Source organism: Echinicola sp. 20G, assembly GCF_015533855.1.
In the GTDB taxonomy this organism is placed as follows: Bacteria; Bacteroidota; Bacteroidia; order Cytophagales; family Cyclobacteriaceae; genus Echinicola.
Genome location: NZ_AP024154.1, coordinates 1,248,584 through 1,268,334, shown reverse-complemented (window position 1 = coordinate 1,268,334; position 19,751 = coordinate 1,248,584). Strand labels below are relative to the sequence as shown.

16 protein-coding genes are annotated in these 19,751 nt (G+C 40.4%); 9 read left to right on the top strand and 7 right to left on the bottom strand.

What is annotated here, in order from left to right; genetic code table 11:
• The first annotated feature begins 9 nt into the window (after positions 1-9).
• The 3 genes from JL001_RS05545 to JL001_RS05535 all read left to right on the top strand — a co-directional run bounded on the left by JL001_RS05545 (position 10) and on the right by JL001_RS05535 (position 2,877).
• Positions 10-240, top strand: a complete 231-nt coding sequence (locus tag JL001_RS05545) for a hypothetical protein (protein WP_192009665.1) — start codon at positions 10-12, stop codon at positions 238-240.
• A gap of 70 nt (positions 241-310) precedes the next feature.
• Positions 311-1,702, top strand: a complete 1,392-nt coding sequence (glmM, locus tag JL001_RS05540; protein ID WP_200975148.1) for a phosphoglucosamine mutase — start codon at positions 311-313, stop codon at positions 1,700-1,702.
• 32 nt (positions 1,703-1,734) lie between these two features.
• The gene (locus JL001_RS05535; protein ID WP_200975147.1) at positions 1,735-2,877 is read left to right on the top strand and encodes a cysteine desulfurase family protein; all 1,143 of its coding nucleotides are present in this window, start codon (positions 1,735-1,737) and stop codon (positions 2,875-2,877) included.
• A gap of 70 nt (positions 2,878-2,947) precedes the next feature.
• Here JL001_RS05535 and JL001_RS05530 read toward each other — a convergent pair whose 3' ends face one another.
• The gene (locus JL001_RS05530) at positions 2,948-3,904 is read right to left on the bottom strand and encodes a pyridoxal-phosphate dependent enzyme (protein ID WP_200975146.1); all 957 of its coding nucleotides are present in this window, start codon (positions 3,902-3,904) and stop codon (positions 2,948-2,950) included.
• 58 nt (positions 3,905-3,962) lie between these two features.
• Here JL001_RS05530 and JL001_RS05525 point away from each other — a divergent pair, with 58 nt between their 5' ends.
• Positions 3,963-4,649, top strand: a complete 687-nt coding sequence (locus tag JL001_RS05525; RefSeq protein WP_200975145.1) for a peptidoglycan DD-metalloendopeptidase family protein — start codon at positions 3,963-3,965, stop codon at positions 4,647-4,649.
• Positions 4,650-4,664: 15 nt separating this feature from the next.
• Here JL001_RS05525 and JL001_RS05520 read toward each other — a convergent pair whose 3' ends face one another.
• A complete protein-coding gene (locus tag JL001_RS05520) occupies positions 4,665-6,128 on the bottom strand; it encodes an amidohydrolase family protein (protein ID WP_200975144.1) in 1,464 nt (487 codons plus the stop codon).
• Positions 6,129-6,305: 177 nt separating this feature from the next.
• Here JL001_RS05520 and JL001_RS05515 point away from each other — a divergent pair, with 177 nt between their 5' ends.
• Positions 6,306-6,737, top strand: a complete 432-nt coding sequence (locus JL001_RS05515) for a DM13 domain-containing protein (RefSeq protein ID WP_236252724.1) — start codon at positions 6,306-6,308, stop codon at positions 6,735-6,737.
• 28 nt (positions 6,738-6,765) lie between these two features.
• On the opposite strand, the gene JL001_RS05510 is transcribed toward JL001_RS05515, so the two are convergent.
• From JL001_RS05510 to JL001_RS05500, 3 genes are read right to left on the bottom strand one after another with little or no spacing between them, the layout of a single operon-like run.
• Entirely contained in the window at positions 6,766-7,611 is an 846-nt protein-coding gene (locus tag JL001_RS05510) for an alpha/beta hydrolase (protein ID WP_200975143.1), read from the bottom strand.
• Positions 7,612-7,645: 34 nt separating this feature from the next.
• Positions 7,646-8,239, bottom strand: a complete 594-nt coding sequence (locus JL001_RS05505; RefSeq protein WP_200975142.1) for a hypothetical protein — start codon at positions 8,237-8,239, stop codon at positions 7,646-7,648.
• A gap of 40 nt (positions 8,240-8,279) precedes the next feature.
• On the bottom strand, positions 8,280-9,788 hold the full coding sequence (locus JL001_RS05500) for a M14 family zinc carboxypeptidase (RefSeq protein WP_200975141.1): 1,509 nt from the start codon (positions 9,786-9,788) through the stop codon (positions 8,280-8,282).
• Positions 9,789-9,993: 205 nt separating this feature from the next.
• On the opposite strand from JL001_RS05500, the gene JL001_RS05495 reads away from it, so the two are divergent.
• The 4 genes from JL001_RS05495 to JL001_RS05480 all read left to right on the top strand — a co-directional run bounded on the left by JL001_RS05495 (position 9,994) and on the right by JL001_RS05480 (position 17,381).
• Positions 9,994-11,004 carry a dipeptide epimerase gene (locus JL001_RS05495; RefSeq protein WP_200975140.1) on the top strand — a complete coding sequence of 337 codons (1,011 nt, stop codon included), beginning with the start codon at positions 9,994-9,996 and terminating at the stop codon, positions 11,002-11,004.
• A gap of 23 nt (positions 11,005-11,027) precedes the next feature.
• Complete coding sequence (locus JL001_RS05490; RefSeq protein WP_200975139.1) at positions 11,028-12,080, top strand: aminotransferase class I/II-fold pyridoxal phosphate-dependent enzyme; 1,053 nt, start codon at positions 11,028-11,030, stop codon at positions 12,078-12,080.
• Between the two features lie 637 nt (positions 12,081-12,717).
• Positions 12,718-15,777, top strand: a complete 3,060-nt coding sequence (locus JL001_RS05485) for a SusC/RagA family TonB-linked outer membrane protein (RefSeq protein WP_200975138.1) — start codon at positions 12,718-12,720, stop codon at positions 15,775-15,777.
• 2 nt (positions 15,778-15,779) lie between these two features.
• Positions 15,780-17,381 (top strand): SusD/RagB family nutrient-binding outer membrane lipoprotein, encoded by a 1,602-nt coding sequence (locus tag JL001_RS05480; RefSeq protein WP_200975137.1) that lies wholly within the window; start codon positions 15,780-15,782, stop codon positions 17,379-17,381.
• 62 nt (positions 17,382-17,443) lie between these two features.
• Here JL001_RS05480 and JL001_RS05475 read toward each other — a convergent pair whose 3' ends face one another.
• Positions 17,444-18,592, bottom strand: a complete 1,149-nt coding sequence (locus tag JL001_RS05475) for a DUF4221 family protein (RefSeq protein ID WP_200975136.1) — start codon at positions 18,590-18,592, stop codon at positions 17,444-17,446.
• A 30-nt stretch (positions 18,593-18,622) separates the two neighbouring features.
• Positions 18,623-19,741 carry a DUF4221 family protein gene (locus JL001_RS05470; protein ID WP_200975135.1) on the bottom strand — a complete coding sequence of 373 codons (1,119 nt, stop codon included), beginning with the start codon at positions 19,739-19,741 and terminating at the stop codon, positions 18,623-18,625.
• Between the last annotated feature and the right edge of the window lie 10 nt (positions 19,742-19,751).

Genomic DNA, 19,751 nt, shown 5'->3' with positions numbered 1-19,751 from the left:
TAATTTGATATGGCAACTGTATATTTGACTTTGGGATTTATTGCTCTGTTTTTCATTTTGATGTCTGTCCGACTGATATTTTTGAAAAATGGGCAATTCAAAGGAACCTGTGCTTCTCAAAATCCTTATTTAAACAAGGATGGCGGGACGTGCAGCTATTGTGGGAAGAAAGTGGATGATAATTCGGAATGCGGAAACCCGGATTCTGAAGTCAATAAAGTAATGGCCAAATTCAAATAATCACCAGTATCTCCTATGTGACACCTAAATGCATAGGATTTTTTATCTAGTTGAACTAAACTCTTTACAAGTGGCATTAATCAAGTCTATTTCCGGTATTCGAGGAACTATCGGAGGAAAAGTAGGGGAAGGACTTACTCCAGTTGATGTGGTCAAATTTGCTTCTGCTTATGGAGCATGGATTGTCGAAAAGACCAACAATCCCAAGATTGTAATTGGTAGAGATGCCAGGATATCAGGTGACATGGTTTCCAAGTTGGTTACAGCCACTCTTCAAGGGTTGGGCATTCATGTGATCGACCTTGGCCTGAGCACTACTCCTACAGTGGAATTTGCTGTTCCGTTGGAGAAAGCAGGAGGTGGAATTATCCTTACTGCCAGCCATAATCCGATCCAATGGAATGCCTTGAAGTTGTTGAATGATAAGGGCGAGTTTATCTCAGACCAAGATGGAAAAGAAGTCTTGGAAAAAGCTGATCAGGAAGACTTTAAGTTTGCTGAGGTCAGAAAACTGGGTGGCTACACTTTAGTGGAAGATTATATCGATAGGCACATTGAGCATGTCCTCAGTTTATCTTTAGTGGACAAGGAAGCGATAGCCAAACGTGGTTTTAAAGTGGTCATTGATTGCGTTAATTCTACTGGAGGTATTGCTTTACCAAAATTACTTAACGCTTTGGGTGTGGAGCATGTGGAAGAGATGTTCTGTGAACCTGATGGACAGTTTCCTCATAACCCAGAGCCACTTCCGGAAAACCTAAGAGATATTTCTGCCAAACTGGAAAACGGAAAGTTTGACCTGGGCATCGTGGTGGATCCAGATGTAGACCGTTTGGCTTTTTTGACAGAAGATGGCTCTCCTTTTGGTGAAGAATACACTTTGGTAGCAGTAGCAGATTATGTGCTTTCAAAGGAAGCTGGAAATACTGTTTCAAATCTAAGTTCAACCAGAGCACTTCGTGATGTGACGGAAAAGCACCATGGCGCATATAATGCAGCCGCGGTAGGTGAGGTAAATGTGGTCAATAAAATGAAAGAGACCAATGCCATCATTGGTGGTGAAGGAAATGGTGGGGTTATTTATCCAGCATCACATTATGGAAGAGATGCTTTGGTAGGTATTGGTTTGTTTTTGACCCATTTGGCCAAGTTTGGTAAAACTGCCAGCAGGTTAAGGGCCAGCTATCCCAATTATTACATATCAAAAAATAAGATAGAATTAACTCCAGACATTGATGTAGATGCTATTCTGGATGAGATCAGCAGAAAATATAGCAAACAACCTATCAATACCATTGATGGAGTAAAGATAGAGTTTGAAAAAGAATGGGTTCATTTGAGAAAATCAAATACAGAACCTATTATCAGGATTTATTCTGAATCTGAAACGCAGGCGACTGCTGAGCATCTGGCGAATAAGCTGATCACTGATATTAAAGAAGTGATTTCAGCGACCAAATAAGTAACAACCTACCCAAGTATATATTATTTAGAATGAAAGTTTATTTAGATAACGCTGCTACTACGGCATTGGATGAAAAGGTATTGGAGGCCATGCTCCCCTATTTGTCGGGACACTATGGAAATCCTTCATCCGTTCACTCACATGGCCGTGAAGTACGTACAGCTATCGAAAGGTCAAGAAAAAAAGTGGCTGAGCTATTGAATGCCAGCCCGGGAGAAATATTCTTTACATCAGGAGGTACTGAGGCGGATAATACCGCTTTGGTCTGTGCGATAGAAACTTACGGCATCAAGCATGCACTGACTTCACCGATCGAGCACCATGCGGTTTTACATACCCTTCAGGAATGTGAAAAGCGTGGACATATCCAATTGGAATATGCTCAAATTGATGAAAATGGAGCCATTGACATGGGGCATTTAGAGGCCTGGATTCAAGCTCATCCAAAATCATTGGTTTCCATCATGCATGCTAACAATGAGATAGGAAACTTGAATGATATTGAGGCGATTGGAAATATCTGCAAGGAGCACGGGGTGTTTTTCCATTCTGATACCGTTCAGACAATGGGCCATTATGTGCATGACCTGAAGCAATTACCTCTGGATGCCATTGTAGCAGGTGGACATAAATTCCATGGACCAAAGGGATCAGGATTTTTGTATTTGAATAAGAAAAATAAGATTCGACCGTTTATCTATGGTGGTGCTCAAGAGCGGAGCATGCGTGGAGGAACGGAAAATGTTTATGGGATTGTGGGAATAGCCAAAGCTTTGGAGCTGGCTTATGAAGAAATGACAGATCACCAAAAGCATGTAGAAAAGCTGAAAAGCAGTTTTATCGAGCAGTTGAGAGAAGGAATTCCGGGAGTGGAATTCAATGGCCTATCTGCCAATCTCGATAAAAGTTTATACACCGTTTTGAATGTGAGTTTGCCTCCTTCGGAAGAGAATAGCGGAATGTTGTTATTCAATCTTGACCTTCATGGTATTTCTGCTTCAGGCGGTTCAGCTTGCAGCAGTGGTGCTACAGTAGGTTCTCATGTGTTGAGGGCATTGAATGCTAAAGCAGATAGGGATTCGGTGAGGTTCTCTTTCAGCAGGTTCAACACCCAAGAAGAAATAGACTATTCCGTCGGAAAGTTAAAAGAACTATATGGCGTGATTGCCTAGGGTTAATAAAGTGAAACAGCAGTAAAAACCGGTCTAAAGGCCGGTTTTTTTATGGCTAAAATCTGATGAATCATTGAAAGGGAAGTTTGCTGACATCTACATTTCCCCCAGAAATGATTATGCCTACTTTTTTATTTCTAAAAAGCTCCTTATTGGCCAATACAGCAGCTAGAGGCACAGCACTACTAGGTTCGATGACCAACTTCATCCGCTCAAACACCAAGCGCATGGCAGCAATAATCTCTTCATCGGTCACAGTTAGGATGTCTTTGACATGTTTTGAAATCAAAATAAAGTTTCGCTGCCCCAAGGAAGTTAAAAGCCCATCGGCAATGGTATTAGGGTTTTCCATGGGAATGATTTCTTTGGCCTTAAAGCTTCGCTGAGCATCATCGGCTCCTTTGGGCTCAGCCCCGTAAACCTCCGTTTTAGGAGAAACATAATGGGTGGTCAATGCAGTGCCAGCCAAAAGCCCACCGCCACCAACAGGGGTGATGATGACATCAAAAGGAATTCCTTCATCCCACATTTCCAAAGCGCAGGTGGCTTGTCCTTCAATCACATCCATATAATCATAAGGAGGAATAAAAGCAGCGCCAGTTTCTTCTACCACCTTTTCAAGAGTTGTTTCGCGGGCTTTTAAATTAGGTTCGCATTCAATAATTTTTCCTCCATAACTTTTGACAGCTGCTTTTTTTATTGCGGGAGCATTGGAGGGCATCACGATATAAGCAGTAGTTCCTGTTTCCAAGGCGGCTCTGGCCAATGCAGCAGCATGGTTCCCACTACTATGTGTGGCGACCCCATTTTGTTTTAGTTCTGGAGGGAGTTTCAGGATGGCATTGGTGGCGCCTCTGGCTTTAAAGGCTCCGACCTTTTGCAGGTTTTCACATTTGAAATAGAGCTGACAGTCAGCTATTTTTTCAATGGCTTCGCTGGTTAGGATGGGCGTATGGTGAATGTAAGCCATGATCCTTTGGTAGGCTTGCTTTACATCCAGTAGTTGGGGAAATCTATAGTCGTGCATGTTCTTTAAAGTTAACACATTGAAGTCAAAATGTGTATCTTTCGACAAAATATCCACCATGCAAAAATTAACACAGCTGCTTAAAGAGACTTCTTTTTATCCAATTATGGGTGTAGAATTAAACCATGAAAATACCATTGTGATGGATTTTACGGCCAATAATATGGTTTTGGAAGCCATTGATTTAGGAGATACCAAAGCTTTTAGTGAGTATGTTTTTGGGTTGTTGGCGGATGCAAGTTGTGCTTTTGGCATAGGAGGATATATGGAGCCAAGGGCCATTTATCAAAGAAGCGAGGTATTTGGGACTTCTCCGGAGGACTTTCGAAATATCCACGCCCAAGTGGATATTTGGGCTGAACCTGGACAAGCGGTTTACGCACCTTTGGATGGAAAGATCCATAGTTTTCAGGACAATGGCGCCTTTGGAAATTATGGTCCTGCCATCATCCTGGAGCACCAACTAAAGGGAGAGATTTTTTACAGCCTTTATGGTCATTTAAAGCGTTCAGATCTGATCGGCTTAGAAGTGGGCCAACAGATTTTAGCCGGTCAAGTATTTTGCCATATTGGCCCTTATCCAGAGAATGGGGATTGGCCTCCTCACCTGCATTTTCAATTGATAGTAGATATGGAAGGCAATCAGGGGGATTATCCAGGGGTATGTGCTGCAAAGGATCAAGACAAGTACCAAAGGAATTGCCCTGATCCCAAATGGATAATTGGTTTCGAAGAATCTTTTTGAGGATCCGTTGATGGATTATTTTTTTCTGCCCTTATCTAATTGTTGCTTTTTGTTTTTGGCTTTTTCTAAAATGGTGTTCAAAGACATGCGGTCATAGTAAAGACCATCATTGACCACACCAAAAATATTTTGAGTGGCACTGATGTCTTCAAGTGGATTGCTGTTTAGAATGACCAAATCCGCTTGTTTTCCAATTTCAATGCTTCCCATGGTATTCGACTTACCCATAAACTTGGCGCCATTGATAGTGGCAGCCTGCAATGCCTCGATTGGACGAAGACCAGCTTCTTGAAACAATTCTAATTCTTGGTGCAAGGCAAAGGCTGGATAAACGAATGTGTTCAAGGCTGCTGCATCGCTTCCTGCTAAAATGGTCATCCCAGCTTTTTGAATGTAAGGAAGCTGTTGGGCAATCAGCTGGTATCGGTCCTTCCTCTCTTTCCATTGCTTGGGTGTGTAATCCTTTAACCTGTCAATTCTCCATTGGTAATTGGAAGTAAAGCGGTCGGTGAGAAAATTAAGAAACTCATCATCAGCATGGTTATCTTCGTCATAATAAGCCAGTTGTTTCCCTCCAATTAAGGTAGGAGTGATGGCCAAGCCTAAGCTAGCCAGTTTCTGGTAATTCATGAAAGCAGTGTCCTGATCAAAGTGTGTGCTGTAAAAGGCATTGGCTTCGGCATGGGTCATGCTTCCATTGGCTACTTTTTGGGCAATTTGGTTTTCATGGGTTCCTAGCCTCAAGAAGTAACTGGCATGTTCTACACTAGATAGACCTGCTTTAGCCAATTGCTCAATGCTGAGGTCCAAAGGAACGTGGGAGGAAACTAAAAATTCCCGGTTATGAGCTTCTTGGACACTCTTGAGAAATAATTCTCCGGAAAGCGCATTCTCCGTAACCTTGACCAGATCCACGTCATAAGCCTTTAACTTGTCCAGCATTTGGTGCAGCTCTTCTTCATTGGCAATTTCAAGGTCTCCTTTCCAAAAAGAATCAATTCCTTCCAACTTTCTTCCGGCCGTGAAAATCTGTGGAGCCAAAAATTTATGTTGTTCAATCTCTTCTCTCCACTGCAAAACCTGCTCTCCTAAATCACTGGCCATATCCCGAACAGTGGTGATCCCATAGGCAATGAATACCGGAAATAGCGCCATGTTGTCCTCTATCAACTCCTGGCCTTCAAAGTGTACATGCATGTCCCACAGTCCTGGAATAATGTATTTGCCTGTTGCGTCAATTTGATTTTCAACTGGAAGTTGGGATTGGAGGTTTCCATAACTTCCTATTTCAATAATTTTGGCACTATCTATCAAGATGGCATCTGCCTCAATAAAACCACCTGTGTTTACATCAATGATATCGCCGTGGTGAATAAGCCTTGCTTGTGGTGAAAGTTCAAATTGTTTTTGAGTGGAGGGTTTACAGGAAATAAGTAAGATCGATGAAATAAGTGCGGCCAGAGTATATATTTTGTTCATTTCGGATTTGGCAGTTGGAAGCTTTTAATTTTGATGATTTAAAATTACTGATAAAAAGACAAATCATGCTTGGTAAAAAAGGATTTAAATAAGTTGGTCCAATAATCTCAAATGCTATCGATGGCAGGAAACGCAGCACTGTTTCAAACGTATACTTTTTAAGATCAATGCCCAAAGATGATGAAAACCTCATTAGTTATACTTCTTGTGATCTTTTTTGGAGTAGCATGCAACTCAGATGGTACTGAGCCCCAGTCACCTTCTATGACAATGGATCCAAGTGATTCGAGCGGAGGAAACGAAGGAGATGTTTTGTATCAAGGAGATTTTAAGTCGGATGCGCACCCCACTTCTGGTGTGGCCACCGTCAATCAATCCAAAAGTCAATTGAGCTTTACCAACTTTAAAACCGATCCAGGACCATTGTTGGAAGTGTACTTGGCCACAGACCAAAATGCAACAAATTATGTTTCATTGGGAGAGCTAAAAGGTATTGAAGGCGATTTTTCTTATGCGATTCCAAATAATGTAAACTTAACGACCCACAATTATGTCTTAATTTGGTGCGTGGATTTTTCTGTCAATTTTGGATATGCCATTTTGGAATAAGTGGACTTTTGCTGAAAGAATCAGTTCTTTATTTGATTTCTACTTTGGGTCCTTCTTCCAGATAACCCAATGACTGTAAGAACTGATCAGTTTTGAGGATAGTATCTTTATAATTATCAAACTGGGCATAATTGAAAAAGCCATGGGCTTCTCCTTCATATAGGTAGAGTTCACATCGACTTCCCACTTTTTCGTATACCACTTGATAGTATTCAGCTGTTTCTACTGGGATCAGCTTGTCCTTTGTCCCTAAGAAAAAGATAGTAGGAGGTGCTCCTTTTTTGATGTTGTGCAAGGGAGAAAAGGCCTTGTATTGATCTCCAATCCGTTCATATCCATATCCTCCTGGGCCATTATCAATAACGGGATTAAACAAGACCAAGGCGTTTGGAATACTACTGATGTTGAGGTCATCTTTGGGATCATTAAAGCCTGGAATAAGGGCGGTGGCAGCGGCCAAGTGCCCACCTGCAGAACCTCCCGCTGCTATGATTTTGGTAGTATCAATGTGCAGTGCTTCGGCATTTTTTCTTACATACCTTATCGCCGACTTGGCATCCATCAAGGATTCATAAGGGCTGGTTTGGTGGATGTTTTTTACCCTGTAGTCAACCAAAAAACAGACCATTCCTCTTTCTGAAAAATACTGTGCATGAGGCTTAAATTGGTTTTTACTGCCTCCAATCCACCCTCCCCCAAAGAAGAAAATTATAGCGGGATAGGCCTTGGAAGTATCAATTGAGGGAGGTGAATATACTTCCATATATAATTGGGAAGTGTCGGCTGTCTTATACACAAAACTTTCCTGAGCCCAAGAGAAAGATTGTAGCGACAAATAAATGGTCAGAAAAGAGATGAAAGCTTTATTAGACATAATTTGATTCATTAAAGTCAATTCTGTTTTACGGTTAGAGGTTTTTCGTAAGCTCTTTCTCGATAAATTCACCGTGATCAGAATCCTGAATAAAACTATTACAAAGGCTAATTGTAACGGTAGTATAGTTTTCAGTTATGTTGTTCCAATAGTCTAAAAAAGGTTTGGGTACATTATAGCGTCTTACTTTTCCATTTTTGGTAGGCTCCATAGGAGGCGGTGGAGGCTCTTGAAAGTCTTCAGATTGTTCCTTTTTCAAGTGAGGAAGCTTAACTGACTTAAAGGATTTAATTTTATTTGTCAATAAAATATATTTTTCTCCCTTGTGAAAGCTACGGTCGCATGATCCGCCGTGTTGATATATTGCTATAGTATCCGATTTAACTTTTCCTTTATGGACTTTATTTACTTTGAATAAAATGTTGCGTCCCCAATCGCTTTTGTTCAAAAGTCTCTCCATGTTTTCGTCAAAATGGATAGTTTTAATGTATTCTCCTTCTACAATCAAATTTGCATCAGAAATCATTTCATTAGCAAGTGAAGTAGTCAATGATGAGCAAATACATGCAAAAGCTGACTTTGGCTGTTGACTCAAAAGGGCGAAGCAAATAAGAAGTAGGGCTTTCATTGGTAGTATTAGAGGTTTAATTTTAAGAAGCTAATTACTATTACCAAACACTTTGTTTCAAGCCTTCAGCTTTTGGTTTTTTTAGGTCGATCAGGTAACCATTGACAATGGCATAAGCCAGCTCGCCATTTTTCTTTAAAAAGAAGTTGGCCGGGCTTCCCATGCTGTGTCCGCTTGGGATGCTGTCTTTTTCCTGAAGCACCAAAATTGGCAGGTCGTGCAATGGGTTTTCTGGGGTATGTTTTATTTTGACTGCTAGGATGCCTTCATGGAGCATTTCAAAAGCCATTTCTTGGCTAATGCTACTCAATGAATCTATAGTGGTTTCGGCTACTTTTCCTAGAGTGAATTCCATACCAGTAGCATCCATTTCTTTGTAGCCATAATACACCGAGAGGTCACCTACATCGTCCAGCCTTCCACTGACATGATAGCCGTTTTCTGTTTCCACATTGCGTCTTTTAATGCCTAAATCTAACTGGTATTGGTTTTCTCCATCATGGATGGATACGGTTTTCAGGATCAGGTCCATGAGCATATTGTCATTGTCGGGGATGCGGAAGTAGTCTTCTACGGCATATCGGGAATAGTTGCCATTGGCGATTTCATATAGGGCATTGAGGATGATCATAAAGTTCAGCTGGCGGATATATTGCTTCTCAGGGTCATTGGGATAGCCTCCAGATTCTATCAGGATGGTACTGGTTCCCCATTTCTGGAAATTATCCCCAAAGGCTCTTGGTTCAAACGCGTCATTGTATTTGCCTACTTGCCCTGGAGTAACTTCCTGAAGAATTCGGTTCATGCCCACAATCACCTGCATGGCCCTGGCCCGCACGTCATTGATTTCAGTTTTATAATTGAAAGCGGGTGCAAGCACAGATATGGTGGCAGGTTTTGGAGTTTGTTCCACATTATAATAGATCTGCTGGTCGTGGAGGTTGAAGCCAAATTCCGCCCCGAAATCCTCTCGGGCTGATTTAAGTATGCTAGCCTCGGGAGAAACTTCCTTGATGGCATCCCGGTTGAGGTCTATGCCGTAAGCATTGCGTCGGGTAAAAACTTCTGCACCATCGGGATTGACCATGGGAATAAAACGAATTTTTAGGTGCTCCTTGATCACCTTTCTGATCACCTCAAAGGTGTCACTTTTGGCTTCCAAGAAGTTAAATACATCAAAAAGGGCCATGGTAGCGGTACTTTCATCCCCATGCATTTGGGACCACAGCAGCACTTTGGTTTCCCCTTCCCCATATTCCAGCTGGTGAATTGACCGTCCTTGAACCGATTTTCCCAGTTCCTCGACTTTGAAAGTGCTTATATGTTTTTTGATCAAGGGTTGCAGGTCTTGATGCTTGAACCTTCTGTGAGTGATGGCAGATTCCTTGGCGGATTCATAAGCAGCACTTAGGGTGGAAGGAGAAAGTTTGTGTAATTTTTCTTGAGGGCTTTTACAGGAAAAAAGTATGCATATTATAATGAATGAACTTATAAAACTGACATTTCTAAAAGCAGAAATAGGCAAATTATCTAATTGGTTTTTGATCATCTTGTTTGAGTTTTTTTCAGCTTTTCCTCATCAAATATCAAATTACAATTTAAAGTATCACTTTTCGATCCCTGAATTCAGTGAAATATGGACCTTGATGAATAGAAGAAGCTATAGGAAATTGAAATTCGCTTTTTATTATCAATCAAAATACTAAACTTCATGTAAATTTAATATCGAAGGACTTTAAAATACCCAATATATCATGAAGCTACAGGTTTTCATTAAACAGCTTCCTTTGAAGCATACCTTTACCATTGCGCACCAAAGTCGTGATGTACAAGAAACATTGATTGTCCAATTGGAGGATGATGGACTTTATGGTTTGGGAGAATCCACTACCAATCCTTTTTATGGGATGACTGTGGAAAATATGACGGCAGCATTGGAAGCGGCAAAGCCTATTGTGGAAAAAGGTGAATGGGAAAGTCCTGAAGCACTTTGGGAGGAGTGTAAGGAGATATTTGCCCAAAACCCTTTTGCCCAGTGTGCGCTGGATTTGGCCGCTTGGGATTTGTTTACCAAAAAGCAGGGTGTAAAACTATATGATTACCTGAAGCTGGATCCGACCAATATACCTACTACCAACTTTACCATCGGTATTGCGAGTACAGAAAAGATGGTGGAGAAGATGAAGGAGCTAGACTGGCCTATCTATAAAATCAAGTTGGGCACAAATCATGATTTGGAGATTGTGAGGGAGTTGAGGAAACATACCAATGCTGTTTTTCGCATAGACGCCAATTGTGCTTGGACAGCAGATCAGGCAATTGCCTATTCTGCAGAGCTAAAAGAACTCAATGTGGAGTTTATGGAACAGCCTTTGGGCAAAGATGATCTGGAGGGAATGAAAGAGGTTTATCAACATAGTGCTTTGCCGGTAATTGCTGATGAAAGTTGTATTGTAGAATCTGATGTGGAAAAATGTCATGGACTTTTTCATGGAATCAATGTAAAGCTGGTCAAAGCAGGTGGGATAACTCCAGGATTAAGAATGCTCTATAAAGCCAAAGAATTGGGAATGAAAACCATGGTGGGCTGTATGACAGAATCTTCTGTTGGGATCACTGCGATTGCTCATATAGCGCCATTATTGGACTATGTGGATATGGATGGAGCCATGCTGCTATCAAAGGATATCGCTTCTGGGGTAACAATTGTTCCCGGAAAAGTGACTTTCCCGGAGGGGCCTGGAATTGGAGCTAAACTACTATAACCGCACATCGGCCATAATTTTATATGCCTCATCATCCTATAGCGCACAAAATCGATCGAGTTATTCCTTGGGAAGGAAGAGATTATCTTTATTTCAGCGGCACGGCTTATTTGGGGATGGGCAATGTGCAGGAATTTGAGGATTTGATCACAACAGGAATAAAGCAATACGGTCCCAATCACGGAGCCAGCCGCTTTAGCAATGTGCAGTTGGAGGTATATGATCAATTGGAAGAGCATTTTGCCAAAAAAGCTGGAGCACCTCATGCAGCCTTGCTCAGCAGTGGGTTTATGACTGGATATATTTGTCACACCCTTTTAGGAGAGATGGCTGATGAAATGTGGGCGGCACCTGATGCCCATCCAGCGATTTTACCGCCTAATTTAATTTACAATCAGGACAAAGCATTTTTAGAGTTTACTACTGATTGTATCAAGAAAAGCCAAAATATGCAGGGAAAGACTGTAGCAATCCTATCCAATGCGGTAGATACGATGAAGCCTGCCATACATAATTTTGAATGGGTTGGATCTTTGTCACCTGATAATACCTATTACTTATTAATAGACGATAGTCATGCCTTTGGTATCCTGGGGAGAGAAGTATATGGGACTTATTCACAATGGAAAAGTTTGCCTGTGAATTTAGTTGTTGCTGGGTCTTTGGGAAAGGCCTTGGCTATTCCTGCGGGGATTATTTTAGGTGATGCCAAATTCATAGGAAAAGTGCGATCAAGTCCATTGTTTATGGGAGCTTCTCCTCCGGCGCCTGGGTATTGTCAGGCATTTTTGGAGGCAGAAAATCTCTATGATCAACAGCAGCAACTTTTGAGGGAAAATATGGCATTTTTTTACCAAAGGATTAAAGGTATGCCTGGTTTAAGTTATGAGGAGCATTTTCCCGTGGTGACGTTTAAGGAATGTGGTTGGGCTGCCAAGCTACTGGAAGAAGGAATTATCATTTCCTCTTTTTCTTACCCGAGAGCTGAGGATCCACCAATCGATAGAATTGTTATTTCAGCGTATCACAAGAAATCTGATTTGGAAAAGCTGGTTCAAGTAATTGCTTCAATTTAATACATGTTTAACAGTTTGTATTCATTGAAAAGATTCAATAAATGAGCAGCAATTTTAGTAAGCGAAAGAAATATGATGTTTATGTGAAGAAAATTTTAATAAATTTTTTTCATTTTAGATTCAGGTAAAAATACCTTATAATAGTCATTTATAACTATGTGTGATAAATGTATTATATGCATTTGTATGTAATATAATTAGTTTGTTCGTGGTTTATTTTAAATTTAAAAATATAATTTTTTGTTTTTGATCAGTTTCAATCCTTGATTTTTCAAAAATCAGTAAGTTGGATATGATGATTATTAATTTTCAAATAGGGGTGAAAAATACATGTTTGTTGGTAAATTTTCAATTTTTAAATAGAAATACTATAAAAAATTAAATATGTCAGAATATTTAATGTAAAATTTTTAGATTAAAATCATTTTCTTTTTGAAATGGTTTTGATAACTTTAGTAAGGTTAAGATTTGAGTGATTTACGGATATATTTCATGATTATCGGAAAATCAATAGTTTGAAGTAACTATATAATCTTAACTTTTGAGTACAAGGATGGACTGATTTCAGTCTCTGTTTAATGGTCTATTAACAAAAACATTAATCACCTATTTTATCAAATTTCTTAATTAACAACCTATGAAAAAAAAATTACATGCCCTATTGTTGTTTGCGCTAGTGCTGTTCAGTCATGCACTCTGGGCGCAGACCAAAACGATTACGGGTACTGTTACTGATGCGAGTGATGGTTCTGCCATTCCCGGAGTAAACGTATTCGTAAAAGGAACTTCATCAGGAACCTCTACAGACCTTGACGGTAAGTATTCATTGAGTGTACCTGAAGATGCCATTGTAGTATATTCCTTTATTGGTTATACAATCCAAGAAATTTCTGTTGCCGGAAAAAGCACCATTGACGTTGCTTTGGTTCAGGACAGTGAAGAATTGGGAGAAGTGGTGGTAACTGCCTTAGGTATCAGTAAGGAAAAAGAAAAGTTGGGCTACTCCGTCACGGAAGTAGGCAGTGAGACTTTGAACAAAGCCCGTGAAACCAACGTGGCCAATTCCCTAGCGGGTCGCGTGGCCGGTTTGGTGGTAAAAGGCACAAGTAGTGGACCAGGCGGAACCGCTAAAATTACCTTGAGGGGATTACCTAGCATCAGCGGTACAGGCTCTCCACTTTATGTGATTAACGGTATTCCGATGGACAACTCTCAAAGAGGGTCTGCCGGTCAGTGGGGAGGTAGTGATAACGGAGACGGCATCGGTAACCTCAGTCCAGATGATATTGAAACCATGACGGTGCTGAAAGGTCAGTCAGCTTCTGCTCTCTATGGTTCAAGGGCTTCAAATGGGGTGATCTTAATTACAACCAAAAAAGGCAAGAAAGGAAGTGATTGGTCATTGAACTATACCATGAACTTTATGGCTGAGCAGCCAGTAGACTTCACCGATTTCCAAGATGTATATGGTCAAGGTACCGGCGGTATTAAACCAACTACTGCTGATGACGCCAGAACCACAGGTAGACTAGCATGGGGAGCACGAATGGACGGTAGTCAAGTTATCGGCTATGATGGTAATCAATACAATTATTCGCCATCAGGAGAAAACTATATTGATTTCTATGAGACTGGGACTAACCTGACCAATACCGTGGCGGTATCCAAAGGCTTTGCGGAGGGTTCCTTCAGATTATCCTTATCAAATTTAGATGCCAACTCAATTGTTCCAAACAGTGGTGTGAAGAGGAATACCATTAACTTGAATGTAGAGCAGAATTTGACGGATAAGCTGAATGTATCCGCTATGATCAACTATATTGATCAGCAGTCGGATAATATTCCTTTCTTAAGTGATGGACCTAAAAACCCGAACAACTTTTTGTTCTTGGCACCGAATATCAATCCAGCAATTTTTTCACCAGGTTATAATCCTGAAACAGGAGCAGAGATTGTGTTTAGTGACGATATCTATGTGACCAACCCTTATTTTATTGTCAATCAAGGAGAGAATGATTTGGGAAGAAGACGTACCATAAGTGCTTTATCCGCTAAGTATAACTTCACAGATAAGATTTATGCTATGCTGAGATTGGGTAATGATGTTTCCAATGACAAGTTCTTTGGTGTTGATCCATATGGTTTGGCTTACTCGGCTGACTTAAAAGGTAATTTGAGTTCAAGAGGCCAGTCTGAAAGATCAGAATTGAACCTAGAAGCCATTTTTGGAGCAACGGTTGATTTGACTGAGGATATCGAGTTGGATGCAGTTTTAGGAGCTAATAAGCGAAACAATAAATTCGAAACTGTTGGAGTAGGAGGTAGCCGATTTGTACTTCCTTATCTGTATTCTCCTTTCAACGTAGAGACTTTCTCAAGATCATATGATTACAATGAAAGAGAAGTAAACTCGGGATATTACTCCTTAGGTTTTGCATACAAGGATTTCTTGACCTTGACCACTACTGGACGTTACGATGTGTACAGTACCTTGCCATTAGATAATAATAGTATCTTTTCTCCTTCAGTGAGCATGGCCTTCATCTTTAGTCAATTTATGAACGTTAGTGCTCTTGATTTTGGTAAGTTGAGAGCCTCTTATGCGGTGACCAGTGGAGAGCCTTTTGATGCCTATCAAAGTAAATTCTATTACACTTCAGCTAACTCCTATAATGGTGTTCCTGCTGGTTCTTCCCCTACGGCTTTGCCAAACCTTTCCCTTAAACCGTTTACTACTGATGAGTTGGAATTTGGGTTGGACTTGAGTTTCTTTAAAGGAAGATTATCATTTGATGTCGCCTACTTTAATAAAACCACTCATGACGAGATCATGAATGCTAACCTGAGTGTTACCTCTGGTTTTACCAGTGCTGTGGTTGCTACAGGATCTACCAGCAATAAAGGTTTAGAATTGTTGGTTTCAGGTTCTCCGATTGTAACCCCAACTTTCAGCTGGACTTCTTCCTTTAACTTCACCAATGTAAAAAATGAAGTGTTGAGTACGGATGACAACAATAATCCGGTCAACCTAGGACAAAACAGAGCTACCTTGGGTAATGCCGTAACCGCATATGTAGTAGGCGAATCGGGTCCTCAGATAAGAGCCTATGATTATGCTTATGATAGTAATGGGGATATTATGGTGGATGCCAGTGGTCTTCCGGTAAGAGGAGAGCTTAAAAATTATGGTTCTGTATTGCCGACAGTATATGGTGGTTGGAATAACGAATTTAGGTTTAAGCAAGTTAATTTCTCTTTCTTGATCGATTACAACTTTGGCAACAAAGTGTTGTCAGCTACAGAATTCTACTCTCATTTCAGAGGCCTTCATAAAAACACGCTTGTGGGTAGAGAAGATGGAGTTACTACCAATGGCGTAACTGCAGACGCACAAAGCTATTACCAAGCATTGGTCCAGAATGTGACCAGCACGAGTGTGGTTGATGGAGACTTTATCAAGTTGAGACAAGTAACACTAGGTTACACTTTCCCTGACAAATGGTTTGCCAATACACCGGTGTTGGGCGGAATGAATGTTTCATTAGTGGGTAGGAACCTGGCCATCTTGATGCGAAAAGCAGACAATATTGATCCTGAGGCTAGTTTTGGTTCAAACATCAATTATACTGGTATTGAAGGAACCAGTTTGCCGAGTACCAGATCTTTCGGGTTTAACCTTAATTTCAAATTGGACTGATTATGAAAAAATATATAAGCATATTCCTAACAGGATTATTTCTGGCAACCACTGCCTGTGACGGTGATTTCGAAGAAATCAACACTGATCCAAACAGGGCTGATGGGGAAGTTTTTGACCCCAATCTTATTCTGCCAACGGTATCTTATAACTATGGAAATATGATCACTGGTTATACTGGTGCCATTCTTTTCCAAAGTATGTGGGTGCAAGTGATGGCTTCCACTTCCACAGGTGGAGCAAACTATTACTCCAATGCTGACAAGTATGTGCCTTCGGGAAGTACTAACAGCTATATTCAAAATGTTTGGAGCAATGGTTACTCTGCGGCTTCAAGGGTCAACCAAATGCAGAAACTTTCCATGGAGAAAGGTTACACCAACCTGAATGCAGTAGGCGGAATTATGAAGGTGCTGATTCTTTCTTTTGTGACGGACATCTATGGAGACGCTCCTTATTCAGAGGCTTTAATGGCCGAAGAAGGAATTACCCAACCAGTCTATGATTCTCAGGATGACATGTACATGGCGATGTTGGCTGATCTTGAAACAGCATTGACTACGTTAAGTACAAGTGGAGATCAAATCAAGAATGATGTGCTCTATAGCGGAGATGTGGCAAAATGGCAGAAATTTGGTTATTCATTGATGCTAAAAATGGCGATGAGATTGGTGGAGGTTGACCCTTCCACTGCCCAAAGTTATGTACAGAAAGCAATTGCTGGAGGTGTATTTGCTTCTCCAGCTGATGAAGCGGTTTTGGTGTCAGACCAGGCCAATGGTTATTCCAACTCAAGTGCCAATGCCTTGAATGTAGTAGATGATATTTATGAAGTTCGTTGGTCAGATGTTTTGATCGATTACATGAAAGCAAGTAATGATCCTAGATTATCCGTGATTGCGGAAGTGCCACCAGCAGGTCTTGCCGCCAATAGAAATGGTAATGTGGTAGGGAACAATGATCCTGCTGCCCAAATCGGTATGCCAAACGGTTATGATATTAAAGGCGGAGCTACAGATATCTCCAATGAGCCTAATTTCCCCGGTCCAACGGGAACTGGGGATGATGCGACTCCAATTGGTGCCTATTCCAGACCTACTGCAATCTACAGGGATCGAGAAGCCCCGGTGTTTATCCTTACTTATGCGGAGGTTCAGTTGTTATTGGCTGATGCTGCGGTAAGAGGATATAGTACACCAATGACTGCTGCTGAGCATTATGAAGCAGGTGTTTTGGGAGCCATGACCACTATAGGTAAATTTGGTGGAGGTACAGTCTCTACGGCCGCCGCGCAAGCTTATGCAGATGCCAATCCGTTGGATATAAGCACGACTGATGCCGCTTTAGAAATGATCAATATGCAGATTTGGGCGACAACTGGTATTCAGGTGAACTTTGTGGAATCTTGGAACAACTGGAAGCGTTCGGGTTATCCTGAATTGACTCCTATAAACTACACTGGTAACTTCTCTGGTGGTCAGATTCCAAGGAGACAGCCTTATCCAGCTTCTGAGAGCACCACCAATGGTACCAACTTACAAAATGCCATCTCCAGCATGGGAGGTGATACATGGGTCAACACCGTTTGGTGGGATGCCCAGTAGTAAGTAAAAGAAAATAAAACTGTAAAAAGGAGGGTTTCGGCCCTCCTTTTTTTATGGTTAATCTAAATTTCTTTGACCTCCATGACTACAAAGGCCATTTCATCCTCTATGTTGATAAACTTGTGGATTTTACCATCTTTAACAAAGATGCTTGAAGGGTAGCTTTTCAAGGGAATGTCTGCTGTTTCATAAAGCTGATTAAAGTGCTCATCAAATACGGTCAATACATATTTGTACTTAAGATTGTCGGCTGCAATTTCCTTGTCTTTTTCTTGGGAGAAGCGATAAAACAACTTGTTTTTCTGATCAAAATAAAAGCTTGAAAAACTGACTTCCCCGCGTCTTTCTCTGGAAACTTCTCTCATTTCCTCCTGGGATTGGACCAGTGTTTTGGGATTATCAGTTTGTCTGTCAGCAGTGATTTCACTGTGAAAGGTCAAGTGGGAAAGGCTGTCAGCAGAGATGTCGTAGATATACACCTCATTGATGGCTTGAGAGGTAATCAATAGGCTATCCCTATGGTTTTGGATATATTGACTGGGATAGGAAGCGGATTTGCTGTTTTCCGTTTGGAACAGCACTTTGAATTTTGCCAATGCATCTAGGCCTGGAATAGGGATGGTTCTAAGTGATTTTTGATGTACATCGATTATGGCCAATCCAACAGGCTCACCAAAATCCCTCTCATAAAGAGAATAGAAGTTGTTTCCCTCAGCGTCCATTAATCCACTGGTTTTAAGGGTTTCTTCCCCCTGTAATGAATCTCCAGAAAACTGTTCTTGCTGAATATTCAGGGAAAGAATTCTTTGTGCAGTGCTGTCAAAGGCATTGATTTTATGGAATTCAGAAAGTAGGAACTTGTTACCAAATCGGTCGAAATTTTGGATATAGCCACCAGTCCCATTGGGACCTTCTTTTTCCAGTTTGATTTTCCTTTCAAGTTCCATTTTATCCAAATCAATAATTTCGATTGCATTTTCATGCTCATTGTAATTGTATAATTTGGTAAAATCTTCATTGAAATCAGCCCTGTAGAGCCCATATTGCGTAAAGATAATTTCCTCGCCCGGGTCCACCATGACTGTGTCCAACACTTCTAAAGAGAATTTTCTATCAGCGTTATTGTGAGCACCACCCTTTTCTTGAGAGGATTTTTCAGCGCAGGAAAAGATCAAAAAAGGTAAAGCGGCAAAAAGTAGTTTTTTCATCATTGTAAAAAGAATAAAGGTTGAAATATTGATTTAGATTTCTTGAATTTTCAGTACCACGAAAGCCATTTCATCATTGATGTTTTCAATGGTATAGATTTTCCCATCCCGCACAAAGCAATTATTTAATATCCCGTTATACTCAACTCGATCGGTTTCGAGTAGTTGATTGAACTTCTCATCAAAAACAGTCAATACCTTGTGAAAATTGTTTTCATTCTTACCTTGTGCTAAGGACAATCTATAATACTGTTTTCTAATCGGGTCGAATTGCATTGGCCCGAAAATAGCATCCAGAGGTCTTGATTTTCTGATATGGTCAAATTCTTCCTTGGAGTCAGCTTCATTTTTACTTGGTTTTGTTCGTTGATCTATGGTGATGTCACTTTGATAAGTGAAATGCTTACTCAATTTCATTTCCAAATCATAGACAAATAGCTCATTGATAGTTTGATTGGAAAGCAGAATTTTATTTCCAATTTTGTTAAAGCTTAAACTTGGATAAACGGCCATCTTATTAAATCGTATACGGTATGCTTTTATGGCATCGAGATCTTCAATGGATTTCTTAAAAAGGGTATTATCATTAAAATTGATTTTAGTAATACCGAGTGGTTCGCCAGCTTCTTTTTGATATAATGAATAGTATATATTCCCATCGTCATTTAGCTCACCGAAATTGTTGGATAGGTTTGAATACTCTTCTTCCCTGTCAAAGTCTTTAAGTTTTAAGAGCTTAATATTTCCTGAATTAGAATCATAAACTTTTGCAGACTTTTCGTTAAAAATTAAAAATTGACCATTGTCATTAAAATCAATCATTTCAACAGGTCCAGTTCCATTTGGTCCTTCTTTCTCCAAGTATAATTTTTTTTCCAGCTTGGCTTTCTCCAAATCAACGACTTCAATGGCATGCTCTTTTCTGTTGTAATTATAATACCACTTTCCATCATCACTAAAATCAGTTCTTGATTTGTTTGAGTCCATGTAAATAATTTCCTCGCCAGAATCAACCATGATGGTGTCTATGACCGAAAGTGAATAGGTTGCATCAGCGCTTTTAGTAAGTTTAAGGGAATTGGATGAATCATTAGACTTTTCAGAACAGGAAAAGATCAAAAAAGGTAAAGTGGCAAAAAATAGTTTTTTCATAAAGGTTGTA

Bases quoted from the DNA above. Each gene is read 5' to 3' on its own strand.
- JL001_RS05515 (WP_236252724.1), top strand. From the start codon at position 6,306: ATGATGAAAACCTCATTAGTTATACTTCTTGTGATCTTTTTTGGAGTA.
- JL001_RS05470 (WP_200975135.1), bottom strand. From the start codon at position 19,741: ATGAAAAAACTATTTTTTGCCACTTTACCTTTTTTGATCTTTTCCTGT.
- JL001_RS05480 (WP_200975137.1), top strand. From the start codon at position 15,780: ATGAAAAAATATATAAGCATATTCCTAACAGGATTATTTCTGGCAACC.
- JL001_RS05485 (WP_200975138.1), top strand. From the start codon at position 12,718: ATGAAAAAAAAATTACATGCCCTATTGTTGTTTGCGCTAGTGCTGTTC.
- JL001_RS05520 (WP_200975144.1), bottom strand. From the start codon at position 6,128: ATGAACAAAATATATACTCTGGCCGCACTTATTTCATCGATCTTACTT.
- JL001_RS05525 (WP_200975145.1), top strand. From the start codon at position 3,963: ATGCAAAAATTAACACAGCTGCTTAAAGAGACTTCTTTTTATCCAATT.
- JL001_RS05510 (WP_200975143.1), bottom strand. From the start codon at position 7,611: ATGTCTAATAAAGCTTTCATCTCTTTTCTGACCATTTATTTGTCGCTA.
- JL001_RS05545 (WP_192009665.1), top strand. From the start codon at position 10: ATGGCAACTGTATATTTGACTTTGGGATTTATTGCTCTGTTTTTCATT.
- JL001_RS05490 (WP_200975139.1), top strand. From the start codon at position 11,028: ATGCCTCATCATCCTATAGCGCACAAAATCGATCGAGTTATTCCTTGG.
- JL001_RS05530 (WP_200975146.1), bottom strand. From the start codon at position 3,904: ATGCACGACTATAGATTTCCCCAACTACTGGATGTAAAGCAAGCCTAC.
- JL001_RS05495 (WP_200975140.1), top strand. From the start codon at position 9,994: ATGAAGCTACAGGTTTTCATTAAACAGCTTCCTTTGAAGCATACCTTT.
- JL001_RS05535 (WP_200975147.1), top strand. From the start codon at position 1,735: ATGAAAGTTTATTTAGATAACGCTGCTACTACGGCATTGGATGAAAAG.
- JL001_RS05500 (WP_200975141.1), bottom strand. From the start codon at position 9,788: ATGATCAAAAACCAATTAGATAATTTGCCTATTTCTGCTTTTAGAAAT.
- JL001_RS05505 (WP_200975142.1), bottom strand. From the start codon at position 8,239: ATGAAAGCCCTACTTCTTATTTGCTTCGCCCTTTTGAGTCAACAGCCA.
- JL001_RS05475 (WP_200975136.1), bottom strand. From the start codon at position 18,592: ATGATGAAAAAACTACTTTTTGCCGCTTTACCTTTTTTGATCTTTTCC.